The organism is Streptomyces sp. 150FB, assembly GCF_000818195.1.
In the GTDB taxonomy this organism is placed as follows: Bacteria; Actinomycetota; Actinomycetes; order Streptomycetales; family Streptomycetaceae; genus Streptomyces.
The window spans coordinates 5,645,291-5,657,355 of sequence record NZ_JTHL01000001.1 but is presented as its reverse complement, the minus strand read 5'-3'; the positions used below and the strand labels follow the sequence as shown (position 1 = coordinate 5,657,355).

At 70.0% G+C, this 12,065-nt stretch carries 10 protein-coding genes; 6 read left to right on the top strand and 4 right to left on the bottom strand.

Annotation, left to right across the window (positions count from 1 at the left end):
• A partial coding sequence (locus tag QR77_RS24290; protein WP_052489020.1) for an AfsR/SARP family transcriptional regulator occupies positions 1–2,918 on the bottom strand: 2,918 nt, incomplete at its 3' end.
• A gap of 232 nt (positions 2,919–3,150) precedes the next feature.
• Between QR77_RS24290 and QR77_RS24285 the strand changes: the two genes are divergently transcribed.
• From QR77_RS24285 to QR77_RS24275, 3 genes are all read left to right on the top strand, one after another.
• A complete protein-coding gene (locus tag QR77_RS24285) occupies positions 3,151–3,834 on the top strand; it encodes a TetR/AcrR family transcriptional regulator (RefSeq protein ID WP_040024241.1) in 684 nt (227 codons plus the stop codon).
• 163 nt (positions 3,835–3,997) lie between these two features.
• Positions 3,998–5,980 carry a 2-oxoacid:acceptor oxidoreductase subunit alpha gene (locus QR77_RS24280; protein ID WP_040024240.1) on the top strand — a complete coding sequence of 661 codons (1,983 nt, stop codon included), beginning with the start codon at positions 3,998–4,000 and terminating at the stop codon, positions 5,978–5,980.
• Complete coding sequence (locus QR77_RS24275) at positions 5,973–7,034, top strand: 2-oxoacid:ferredoxin oxidoreductase subunit beta (RefSeq protein WP_040024239.1); 1,062 nt, start codon at positions 5,973–5,975, stop codon at positions 7,032–7,034. The genes QR77_RS24280 and QR77_RS24275 overlap by 8 nt, the downstream gene beginning before the upstream one ends.
• A 64-nt stretch (positions 7,035–7,098) precedes the next feature.
• Here QR77_RS24275 and QR77_RS24270 read toward each other — a convergent pair whose 3' ends face one another.
• Complete coding sequence (locus QR77_RS24270) at positions 7,099–7,503, bottom strand: helix-turn-helix domain-containing protein (protein WP_040024238.1); 405 nt, start codon at positions 7,501–7,503, stop codon at positions 7,099–7,101.
• Positions 7,504–7,603: 100 nt separating this feature from the next.
• Between QR77_RS24270 and QR77_RS24265 the strand changes: the two genes are divergently transcribed.
• Both QR77_RS24265 and rarD read left to right on the top strand, forming a co-directional pair.
• Entirely contained in the window at positions 7,604–8,473 is an 870-nt protein-coding gene (locus QR77_RS24265; protein WP_040024237.1) for an SDR family oxidoreductase, read from the top strand.
• A gap of 105 nt (positions 8,474–8,578) precedes the next feature.
• Positions 8,579–9,604: an EamA family transporter RarD gene (gene rarD / locus QR77_RS24260; protein WP_040024236.1), complete on the top strand. Its 1,026-nt coding sequence runs from the start codon at positions 8,579–8,581 to the stop codon at positions 9,602–9,604.
• Between the two features lie 57 nt (positions 9,605–9,661).
• On the opposite strand, the gene QR77_RS24255 is transcribed toward rarD, so the two are convergent.
• Positions 9,662–10,087 carry a TIGR03668 family PPOX class F420-dependent oxidoreductase gene (locus QR77_RS24255; protein ID WP_040024235.1) on the bottom strand — a complete coding sequence of 142 codons (426 nt, stop codon included), beginning with the start codon at positions 10,085–10,087 and terminating at the stop codon, positions 9,662–9,664.
• Positions 10,088–10,281: 194 nt separating this feature from the next.
• On the opposite strand from QR77_RS24255, the gene QR77_RS24250 reads away from it, so the two are divergent.
• Entirely contained in the window at positions 10,282–11,256 is a 975-nt protein-coding gene (locus QR77_RS24250) for a M28 family metallopeptidase (RefSeq protein ID WP_040024234.1), read from the top strand.
• Between the two features lie 88 nt (positions 11,257–11,344).
• Here QR77_RS24250 and QR77_RS24245 read toward each other — a convergent pair whose 3' ends face one another.
• Positions 11,345–12,064, bottom strand: coding sequence for a hypothetical protein (locus tag QR77_RS24245; protein ID WP_040024233.1), 720 nt, complete (start codon positions 12,062–12,064; stop codon positions 11,345–11,347).
• Position 12,065 lies beyond the last annotated feature (1 nt).

The window sequence follows — 12,065 nt, the reverse complement described above, 5'->3', positions numbered from 1 at the left end:
GCCGCGGCCAGGATGGCGTGCTGGCGGGCCACCTCGTACGGGTCGAAAGGCTGCTCGGCGGCGTGGCCGAGGCCCCGGTCCGCCCACCGGGCGGCCTCCTCGAACTCCCCTGTCACCAAAGCGTGCTCGGCCAGGGCTCCGGCCGTGGCCACCAGGGAGTGCGGCACGTCGGCCACCTCGTAGTTGCGGGTCAGCAGCCGCCGCGCCTCCGCGTGGTCGCCGAGATGAAGGTGGCACTGCCCGAGGTTGTTCATCAGGGAGTGCGCGACGTCCGAAGGCCCGTACTCCTCGGCCTCGGCGAGCGCCCGCCGCCCTGTCTCCATGGCTTCTTCCAGCCGGCCCGAAGAAGCCAGACAGGGCACGAGATTGCTCTGTGCGACCAGCATCTCCGTGCGCAGTCCGAGTGACTGGAACTTGGCGGCGCCGCGCTCCAGCAGTTCGGCGCCACGCCTTCCCTCGCCCTGCTGGCCATGGCATTTGCCGAGCTGACTCAGCGCGACGGCCTGGGCGAACTCGTCCCTCAGCCGCTCCCCCACCCGCATGGTCAGCTCGCACAGTTGCCGCTGCGCGCGCCACCGCAGCCTGATGCCGAAGTAGCTCTCCAGTGCGCGCGTCACCTCCAGCGCGAACGCGGACAGCGGGGCTCCCGACAGCGGAGTCCTGGTCAGCCCGGCGCCGCCGACGGCGACAGCGACGCCGACACCGCCGAGATCGGCGCGCCCGTCGTACTCGGGCCTGGCGAGCTGCTCGGCGAGCGCGACCACGTCGTCCAGCGCGTCGTCCGCCCAGGCGAGCGCGGACTCGGTGCTGTCGAACGACAGCCCCTCGGGGAAGCGCTCCGCCCCGCGCAGGCAGCGGACACGAAAGGTTTCCACCAGCCTCATGGGCGCGTTGACGCGGTGCAGTGAGCCGAGGTACCAGCGGGCCAGGCCGACGAGGCTCGCGTAGGTGCGCTCCTCGGGCAGGCGCGCCGCCTGCCAGGCGGCGGTCGCCCTGACCAGGTCGTGCAGGACGTACGTACGGGGGCGCGGGCTGGCGGCGATCTGCGCGTCGGCCAGCCGGTCCAGGGCGAGTCCGGCCTCGCCCGGGGTGCACTCGGCGAGCGCGGCGGCCGAGTCCGCGCAGTAGGAGGAGACGGAGGATGTGCCGAGCAGCGGGAAGAGCTGTGCGGCCCGGCGTGCGGCCGGGGCGCGGGAGAGCGCCAACTGTTCGATGGAGACGGTCAGGCTGGCCCGTACGTCCAGGTCCGCGACCGACAGCTCGTCCATCCTGCCGCGCTCGTCCCGCAGGGTCGCCGTCCAGTCGGCGAGGCTCCAGCGAGGCCGTGAGGCCATCCGGGTCGCGATGATGCGCAGCGCGAGCGGCAGCCGCCCGCACAGGGCGACCAGTTCCTCCCACTGCCCGTCGTCGACCAGGTCGGCGCGCCCGTCGTCGGCCCGGGCCCGGGAGCGGCCGGCGACAGTACGTACGAGCGCCACCGCGTCCTCTGTACCGAGGGCGTCGAGATGCAGGTGGTGGGCTCCGTCGATGCCGGTCAGTACGGTGCGGCTGGTGACCAGGGCGGCGCAGCCGGGCCGCCCCGGGAGCAGCGGCGCGACCTGGTCGGGGGCGACGGTGTTGTCGAGGAGGATCAGGACCCGTTTGTCCTTGAGCTGCTCGTGGTACAGCGCGACGGCGGCGCTCTCCTGTTGCGGTACGAGCCCCCGTTCGACACCGAGGGCGGGCAGCAGGGTCTGGAGGGCCTCGGCGGGGCCCAGGGGCGCGTTGCGCGGGTCGGCGCCGTGCAGGTCTACGTAGACGAGCCCGTCGGGGAACAGGTCGGCCGCCTCGCGGGCGGCCCGGACGGCCAGGCTGGATTTGCCGACGCCGCCGGGGCCGTCGAGGAGGCAGATCGTGGGGGCGGACAGGGCTTCGGTCAGCCAGGCGCTGAGCCGGCCGCGTTCGGCTTCGCGGGCGACGAAGGTACCGATGCCGGGTGGGAACGTACTCGTGTTCTTACGGCTGGTAGGTACGTGGAGGGCGGCAGTGTCGGCGGGGGGTGTGCTCTCGGGGCGGACCGTGGCTTCTTCGGTCTCGGCGGGCGGCGCCGTGCGCGGGCCGGGGACCAGGGTGTGGGACGCGGACGCTGACTCGAACTCGGACTCGGACTCGGCCGGAGGCGGCGCGGGCGGCGGCGTGCGTGGTGCCGGGGGTGGTCCTGGCGGTGGGGCCAGGTCCGGGTCGTCGCGGAGGATCGCCCGCTCCAGCTCACGCAGCTCCGTGCCGGGCTCGATGCCGAGTTCGTCGACCAGCCTGCCGCGCGCCGTCCGGTAGACACCGAGCGCTTCGGCGGTGCGCCCGCACCGGTGCAGGGCGAGCATCAACTGCCGTGTGAACCGCTCGCGCAGCGGGTGCGCGGTCGCGGCCGCTGTCAGTTCGTCGATGAGCGTCGCATGGCGTCCGAGGGCGAGATACGCGTCGAAGCGCTCCTCCACGGCGGCGAGGCGCAACTCCTCCAGCCTGGGCTGTTCGGCGGCGTGGAGCGCGCAGTCGCCGATCCCGGCCAGCGGGTTTCCGCGCCACAGCTCCACCGCGCGGTCGAGCAGCGCCGCGGCTTCCACCAGCGTTTCGGCGCGTGCTGCCGCCGCGTCGTGGGCAGCGGCGCCGGGGGCTCCGGCGGCCAGTTCGCGGGAGCGCAGCAGCAGTGCGCGGAAGAGGCCGAGGTCGGTCTCGTCGCTCTCGGCCCGGAGCTGATACCCGCCCGATACGGTGCAGATACGGTCGCCCGGCAGGATCTTCCGTAGCCGCATGACGTAGTTGCGCAGCGTCGTACGGGGATTGGCGGGCAGGGCCTCTCCCCACAGCCGGTCAGCCAGATCGTCGGCCGGGACGATCCGGCCGGGCCGCAGTGCGAGGACCGCGAGCGTCGCGCGGAGCATGGGAGCGCTCACCACCAGGGGTGAGCCTCTGTCGTCGAGAACCTCGATCGGCCCCAGAAGCCGGATGTGCAAGGAGACCTCCGAAGTCGGCGCTCGGCGCCGCACCCCCGTCGCGTTACCGCCGGTGCTGCCGTCGCTACACAAGTATCTCGATTGACCGGACAGAACTCAACGGAGTGTTGATTTCTGTCGACCATCCGTCACACGACAACTGGAGAACTACCGTTGGCCTATGGGTGACGCACGGAACGACGCCTCCGGCAGGCAGGGGCGCAGGCGCCCGCATCTCAGCCGGGGAGACCGCAGGGAGCTGGCGATTCTGGACAGCACGGCGCGTCTGCTGAGCGAGAAGCCCGCCACGAAGATCACGATCGAGGAGATCGCCAAGGGCGCGGGTCTCTCCCGGCCCTCCGTCTACTTCTACTTCGACAGCAAACAGGCAATCGTCGACACGGCCCTCCAGCGGGTCATGGGAAACATGCTGGGCACGCTCGCGGCGGTCGCCGCCGACGAGCAGGCGACCGCGGAGACGTCCGTGGTCCGCCTGGTCGACGCGATGGTGGACACCTGGCGGACGCACAGCGGGCTTTTCACCGCCGCCGTGGACTTCGTCGGCCGGGACATATCGGCGCGCAATTCGTGGAATCGGGCCTGCGAGGACGCGGCGGACGGCTTCAGCGCGGTGATCGAGCGGGACAGGGCCCGGGGCGCGCTGAATCCGGAGGGGGACTCACGGGCCATGTCCCTCACGACCTGCTGGATGCTGGAGCGCTGCTGCTACATGACCTTCAGCAGGGACCACACGGCAGCGGACGTGACCGCGCTGCGCGCTTCCCTCGTATTCGCCACCCGCCGGATCCTCGGGCTGGACCTAGAACCAAAGTATGAGAGCAGCACTACATCGCCTAAGCGCTGAGGGGTGGGCAAAGCATGACAAAAAGGGGCAGCGATTTCGTGTCATCCGGCGTTCTCGATGCGGGGAGACCAGGGGAAGGGGACCCTTACCGACGTAGGGTGGCTTCGGGACTGCCGGGCGGCCGGCCGTTCCCGAGCCGTTACCTCGAAGGGGGTCCAGTTCAGTGACCAGCCAGGTCAGTAGCCCAGCCGATGAGGCCAACGACGCCGATGAGGCTGTCGTCGGGGATCAGCACGCCCGTCAGCCCGGGGAAGAAGCCGGAGCTTCAGGCGTATCAGAGGACGCGGGCGTGAAAGAAGTCCGCCGGCTGGACCGCGTGATCATCCGTTTCGCCGGTGACTCCGGGGACGGGATGCAGCTCACGGGCGACCGGTTCACATCGGAGACGGCATCGTTCGGGAACGACTTGTCGACGCTGCCGAACTTCCCCGCCGAGATCCGGGCTCCCGCCGGGACCCTGCCGGGTGTCTCCTCCTTCCAGCTCCACTTCGCCGACCACGACATCCTCACCCCGGGCGACGCCCCCAATGTGCTGGTCGCGATGAACCCCGCCGCGCTGAAGGCGAACATCGGCGATGTGCCGCGAGGCGCCGAGATCATCGTGAACACCGACGAGTTCACCAAGCGCCCGATGGCCAAGGTCGGCTATCAGGTCTCCCCTCTCGAGGACGGCTCGCTCGACGGCTACCAGATCCACCCCGTGCCGCTGACGACGCTGACGATCGAAGCGCTCAAGGAGTTCGGCCTCTCCCGTAAGGTGGCCGAGCGGAGCAAGAACATGTTCGCGCTCGGGCTGCTCTCCTGGATGTACCACCGGCCGACCGAGGGCACGGAGAAGTTCCTGCGGACCAAGTTCGCGAAGAAGCCCCAGATCGCCGAGGCGAACGTCGCGGCCTTCCGCGCCGGGTGGAACTTCGGCGAGACGACCGAGGACTTCGCCGTCAGTTACGAGGTCGAGCCGGCCACCTCCGCCTTCCCCGCCGGTACGTACCGCAACATCTCAGGGAACCTGGCGCTGTCCTACGGACTGATCGCCGCTTCCCAGCAGGCCGACCTGCCGCTGTATCTGGGCTCGTACCCCATCACCCCGGCCTCGGACATCCTGCACGAGCTGTCCCGGCACAAGAACTTCGGCGTACGGACCTTCCAGGCCGAGGACGAGATCGCCGCCATCGGCGCGGCGCTCGGTGCCGCCTTCGGCGGTTCCCTGGCCGTCACCACCACCTCGGGTCCTGGCGTCGCGCTCAAGGCGGAGACCATCGGTCTCGCGGTCTCGCTCGAACTGCCGCTGCTGGTCGTCGCCATCCAGCGCGGCGGCCCGTCGACCGGACTGCCGACCAAGACGGAGCAGGCGGATCTGCTCCAGGCCATGTTCGGGCGCAACGGCGAGTCCCCCGTCCCGGTCATCGCGCCCCGTACCCCGGCGGACTGCTTCGACGCCGCCATGGAGGCCGCCCGGATCGCTGTGACATACCGCACACCGGTCTTCCTGCTCTCCGACGGCTACCTGGCCAACGGCTCCGAGCCCTGGCGGGTCCCGGAGCTCGACGAGCTGCCCGACCTGCGTGTGCAGTTCGCGACCGGCCCCAACCACCAGCTCGCCGACGGCACCGATGTCTTCTGGCCGTACAAGCGCGATCCGCAGACACTGGCCCGCCCCTGGGCCGTCCCCGGCACGCCCGGCCTCGAACACCGCATCGGCGGCATCGAGAAGCAGGACGGCACGGGCAACATCTCGTACGACCCCGCCAACCACGACTTCATGGTCCGGACCCGCCAGGCCAAGATCGACGGGATCGAGGTTCCCGACCTCGACGTCGACGATCCCACGGGCGAGGCCAGGACCCTGGTGCTCGGCTGGGGCTCCACCTACGGGCCGATCACCGCCGCCGTCCGCCGGCTGCGCAAGGACAGCGTCACGATCGCCCAGGCGCATCTGCGCCACATCAACCCCTTCCCGCGCAATCTGGGAGAGGTCCTCGCGCGGTACGACAAGGTCGTCGTGCCGGAGATGAATCTGGGCCAGCTCGCCACGCTGCTCAGGGCGAAGTATCTGGTCGACGCCCACTCGTACAACCAGGTGAACGGCATGCCGTTCAAGGCCGAGCAGCTCGCCACGGCTCTCAAGGAGGCCATCAATGTCTGATGCGAACGAGTTGCTCACGCTGGTGCCCAAGGCCGAGGCCAAGCAGTCGATGAAGGACTTCAAGTCCGACCAGGAGGTGCGCTGGTGCCCCGGCTGCGGTGACTACGCGGTGCTCGCGGCGGTCCAGGGCTTCATGCCCGAACTGGGGCTGGCCAAGGAGAACATCGTCTTCGTCTCCGGCATCGGCTGCTCCTCGCGCTTCCCGTACTACATGAACACGTACGGGATGCACTCCATCCACGGCCGCGCCCCCGCCATCGCCACGGGCCTCGCCACTTCGCGCCGCGACCTGTCGGTCTGGGTCGTCACGGGCGACGGCGACGCGCTGTCCATCGGCGGAAACCACCTGATCCACGCGCTCCGGCGGAACGTCAACCTCAAGATCCTGCTGTTCAACAACCGGATCTACGGGCTGACCAAGGGGCAGTACTCGCCCACCTCCGAGGTCGGGAAGATCACGAAGTCGACGCCGATGGGTTCGCTCGACTCGCCCTTCAACCCGGTGTCGCTGGCGCTCGGCGCCGAGGCGTCGTTCGTGGCCCGCACGGTCGACTCCGACCGCAAGCACCTCACCGAGGTGCTGCGCCAGGCGGCGGACCACCCCGGCACCGCGCTGGTCGAGATCTACCAGAACTGCAATATCTTCAACGATGGTGCGTTCGAGGTCCTCAAGGACCGGGAGCAGGCGCAGGAGGCCGTGATCCGGCTGGAGCACGGGCAGCCGATCCGCTTCGGTACGGAGGACGCGCCGAAGGGCGTCGTACGCAACCACGCCACCGGCGACCTGGAAGTCGTCGCGGTGACAGCCGAGAACGAGTCGCAGATCCTGGTCCATGACGCGCACGCGTCGAGCCCCACGACCGCGTTCGCGCTGTCGCGGCTGGCCGACCCCGACACGCTGCACCACACCCCCATCGGGGTGTTCCGCAACGCGGAGCGGCCGGTCTACGACAAGCTGATGTCGGATCAACTCGACAAGGCGGTCGAGCAGAACGGCAAGGGCGACCTGGCCTCCATGCTCGCCGGCGGCGACACCTGGACGGTTGTCGGCTAGCGACCACGTGCGGACGCGCGATTCGCTCGATCCACGGTCGTACCCGGGGCCCGGGTCTCCTCACTCAGGAGGCCCGGGCCTCCTCGCGTGCGGTGCGCGCCTCGTCGTACGCCTCGCGCGCGGCGGACACGGCGTCGACCTTGCGTTCCGCCCAGCGCGCCAGCCCCCACACCTGCTCGGCGGCCTGCCGCCCCAGATCGGTGAGCGTGTAGTCCACGCGCGGCGGGATCACGGGCTTGGCGTCGCGGTGGACAAAGCCGTCGCGCTCCAGGGTCTGCAGCGTCTGGGCGAGCATCTTCTCGCTCACACCGCCCACCTCCCTGCGCAGCTCGCTGAAGCGGTACGAGCGCTCCAGCAGGGCGGCGAGCACCAGCACGCCCCAGCGGCTGGTGACGTGTTCGAGCACCAGGCGTGAGGGACACATCTGCCGGTTGACGTCGGCCCGCGCGAGCTTCTCACTTACGTCCATGTGGGTACCTTACTTCAAGGTGGGTACTTTCCTCTGGTTAGTACGGGACATAGGCTGGTTGAAGCACCCCCGAACCTGTACGAACTGGAGAAAATCCCCCATGAGCATCGTCGTCACCGGCGCCACCGGACACCTCGGCCGACTCGTCATCGACTCCCTGCTCGCCACCGGCGTTCCGGCGGGCGAGGTGGTGGCCGCCGTACGGAACGAGGAGAAGGCCAGGGACCTCGCGGCGCGCGGTGTCGAGCTGCGCACAGCGGACTACGACCGCCCGGAGACCCTGGCAGGGGCATTCCGGGCCGGCGACCGGGTGCTGCTCATCTCCGCGAGCGAGGTCGGGCAGCGCGTGCGGCAGCACACCGTCGTCATCGACGCCGCCAAAGCCGCGGGCGTCGCCCAGCTCGCGTACACCGGCGCCCTCGGCGGACCCGACGCCGACTTCCGGTTGGCCGACGAGCACAGGGTGACCGAGCAGTTGATCCTCGACTCGGGACTGCCGTACACGTTCCTGCGCAACGGCTGGTACACCGAGGTCTACACGGAGAACCTCGCCCAGACCCTTGAGACCGGAGCCGTCCTCACCAACGCCGACGACGGCCGCGTGGCGTCCGCCGCCCGGCAGGACTACGCCTCGGCCGCTGCCGCCGTCCTCACCGGGGAGGGACACCTGCGCCGCGCCTACGAACTGAGCGGCGACACCGCGTGGTCCTTCGCCGAATACGCGGCCGAGGTCGCCCGGCAGAGCGGTACGACCGTCGCCCACAACGCCGTCTCGGCCGAGGCGCACATCCAGATCTTTGTCGAGGCCGGCCTGCCGCCGGAGCTGGCCGAGATCCTCGCCGACGTCGACACGGCGATCGGCCGGGGGCTGCTCGCCCGCAGGACGGGAGACCTGGCGCGGCTGATCGGCCGCCCGACCACGCCGCTCGCGGAATCGGTGGCTGCCGGACTGAAGGAGCTGAAGCACTGAAGGCCCGGCGTCCCGTGTCATGACCGTATGCCGATACGGACATGACATCTCACCCCGCGCGGCGCTACCTTCATCCGAAATGGCGCGCCACGGGTGGGAGGGTCAGTGAAGACGGACGGGGAACAGCGTGCCGGGTTGCTGTACGGGATCGGGGCCTACGGGATGTGGGGGCTCGTCCCGCTCTTCTGGCCCCTGCTCGAACCGGCCGGTGCCATGGAAATGCTGGCGCACCGGATGGTCTGGTCGCTGGCCTTCGTCGGCATCATCCTGGTGGTGCTGCGCCGGTGGGCCTGGATAGGTGAACTGATACGCCAGCCCCGCAAGCTGGCGCTGCTCTCGCTCGCCGCCGTGGTGATCACGGTCAACTGGGGCGTCTACATCTGGGCCGTGAACGCCGGGCATGTCGTCGAGGCGTCCCTCGGATACTTCATCAACCCGCTGGTGACCATCATCATGGGCGTGCTGCTGCTGAAGGAGCGGCTGCGCCGCACGCAGTGGATCGCGCTCGGCGTCGGCCTGGCGGCCGTGCTGGTGCTGGCGATCGGGTACGGGCAGCCGCCGTGGATCTCGCTCGTGCTGGCCTTCTCGTTCGGCACGTACGGACTGATCAAGAAGAAGGTCAACATCGGCGGCCTGGAGTCGCTGGCCGCCGAGACGGTGGTGCTGTTCCTGCCCGCGCTCGGCTATCTGCTGTGGCTGGGGGCCAGCGGCTCTTCGACGTTCGGCTCGCACGGAGCAGGGCACGCGGCGCTGCTGGCCTCGACGGGCGTGGTGACGGCGGTGCCGCTGATCTGCTTCGGCGCGGCGGCGATACGGGTCCCGATGACGATGCTGGGGCTGCTCCAGTACCTGGCCCCCATCTTCCAACTGGCGCTGGGCGTCCTGTACTTCCATGAGGCGATGCCGGCGGAGCGCTGGGCGGGCTTCGCGCTGGTCTGGGTCGCCCTGGCCATGCTGACGTGGGACGCACTGCGCACGGCCCGCCGCACGAGGGCGAAGGCGGCGGCGCTACGGCTGACGGTCGCCGCGCGGGCGGAGGGGCCGACCGACAGGCCGGCGCGGGCATCGGCGGAGGAACTTCAGCCCGGTGCGCCGGATCCGTCACGCGCGCCGGTTCAGACGGAGGGGTAGCCGGGGGCCGGGGAAAGCCCGGGGAAACCGACCGGCGGGCAACGGACGGTGCGCGGGCTACCCCGTACCGTCCGAGAACGACCAGCCCGTCACCCGGGTCACCCGGATCTCGATGACCGGGCCCCCCGGCCTGTCCGCCACGTACTGCGGATACTTCGCCGCCAGCCGGTCGAGCGGCACCTCCCGGTCGGGGCCCTGGAGGACGCGGGCCAGGCCGTCCGCGCGCACCCACCAGAGCTGGGTCCAGTCCTCGGCGTACTCGTCCACCAGAACGCACACGCGGTCGTTGGCCGCGATGTTCCGCAGGCGGCGGAGGTTCTGGTGGCGTTTGGGTTTCTGGTCCACGGCGATGACGAGCAAATCGTCGTACGCGGCGAACGTCGCCGGCACCTGGTGCGGGGTGCCCTCGGCGTCGACGGTCGCGAGCCTCAGTACGCGGGCCTCGCGCAGCCGCCGGCGCGCTTCTTGCTCGGGGAGCTGCATGGTGGCTGGTATCCGAATCGTCCGAGGCCGACCGTGTTTCTCCCGAACGTAGCGCCTCTCAGCGCACAATTGACGCTCCGCGCATCCATATCTGACCAGTTTTGCGGCCTTGACGGTGGGTCACGGTCTCACTGACCATTCAGCGACCCTTCAACGTTCCGTCATCTTCCCCATCGGAATCCGGAGCCCCCCACATGAAGCTGTCCGCCGCGAAAACCTCCTTCGCCGCCGCACTCGCCCTTGCCGGGCTGCTCGTGGCGGCCGTCCCCGCCGCGACAGCGGCCACCGTGGAGGCCACCGCGCCGACCTCGGCACCGGCCCCCGCGCTCGCCGCGCCCGACATACCGATCGCCAACGTCAAGGCGCACCTGACGCAGTTCCAGTCCATAGCCACGGCCAACGGCGGCAACCGCGCCCACGGCCGCCCCGGGTACAAGGCATCCGTCGACTATGTGAAGGCCAAGCTCGACGCGGCCGGATTCACCACCACCCTCCAGCAGTTCACCGCGGGCGGTACGACCGGCTACAACGTCATCGCCGACTGGCCGGGCGGCGACACGAACCAGGTTGTCATGTCCGGGGCACACCTGGACTCGGTCTCCGCGGGTCCCGGCATCAACGACAACGGGTCGGGCTCCGCCGGCATACTCGAAACCGCGCTCGCCGTGTCCCGCGCGCAGCTCAAGCCGACGAAGCATCTGCGCTTCGCCTGGTGGGGCGACGAGGAGGCGGGCATGGTCGGCTCGCAGAACTACATCAACAAGCTGGCGACGACCGACCGCAGAAAGATCGTCGACTATCTGAACTTCGACATGATCGGCTCGCCGAACCCCGGTTACTACGTCTACAACGACGACCCGACCATCGAGCAGACCTTCAAGGACTACTTCACGGGGCTCGGCATCGCGACGGAGCCCGAGAACGAGGGTGACGGCCGCTCCGACCACGCGCCCTTCAAGACCGCGGGTGTTCCCGTCGGCGGGCTCTTCAGCGGCGCCGACTACATCAAGACCGCGGCGCAGGCGAAGAAGTGGGGCGGCACCTCGGGCAAGGCGTTCGACGCCTGCTACCACCGCTCCTGCGACACCCTGACCAACATCAACGACACCGCGCTCGACCGGAACAGCGATGCCATCGCGTACGCGGTCTGGACGCTGTCCGCCACCTGAGGCACCGCGCACCCCTGAATCCGTGTGTGTGCGCCGGTACGGACCGGCGCACACCCGCGGATCGGTCGAACCCGCGTACGGGCCTCCCTCACCCCTCCAGGGCTCCCCTGGCGTCGAGCCCCGCTCCCTCCGCGTACGCCGCGTCGAACGGTCCCCGCCCGAGCGCGGTGAGCAGCCGTTCCCGCAACGTCTCCCGCTCCAGCGCGTCATCCGGGTCCGGGATCCGGTCCAGGGCGCCGAAGGCGCTGTCGGCCGCTCCGAGCAGCCGGGCGGCGCGCGCGTCGTCGCCGTCGGCGGCGGCCAGTACCGCCGCGCCGAGTGTCATGAACGGCACCATCTCGTCGTACCCGAGTCGCAGCGCCTGCCGGTGCGTCCCGGTGAAGAGTTCGCGTGCGGTGTCCGGGTGGCCCGAGTGCAGTTCGACGTACGCCAGGTTGTGGCGGTCCACCAGGGCCATCCGTGTCTCGTCCAGCGACTCGTCGAGCGCGATGCTCTCTCCGTACAAGGTGCGGGCGGCCTCAAGATCACCGGCCATACGCGCGCAGGCCGCCAGGATGTGCAGCGGCCCCATGTCCAGCCGCCCGTCGCCTGCGCCGCGTACCACCACGCGCGCCGCCGTCGCCAGCCGCCGGGCCTCGTCGAGGTCCTCACCGCGCACAGCGGCTCTGGCGAGCATGCAGAGCGCGTCCACCTCGGCGGCCTGGTCGCCCGCCGTCAGGGCACGGTCGAGTTCTACCGTGCTCAGCCGCATCACGACGTCCGTCTCACCACGGCGAAAGGCGGCCCGCACCTCTTCGTGATAGTCCATG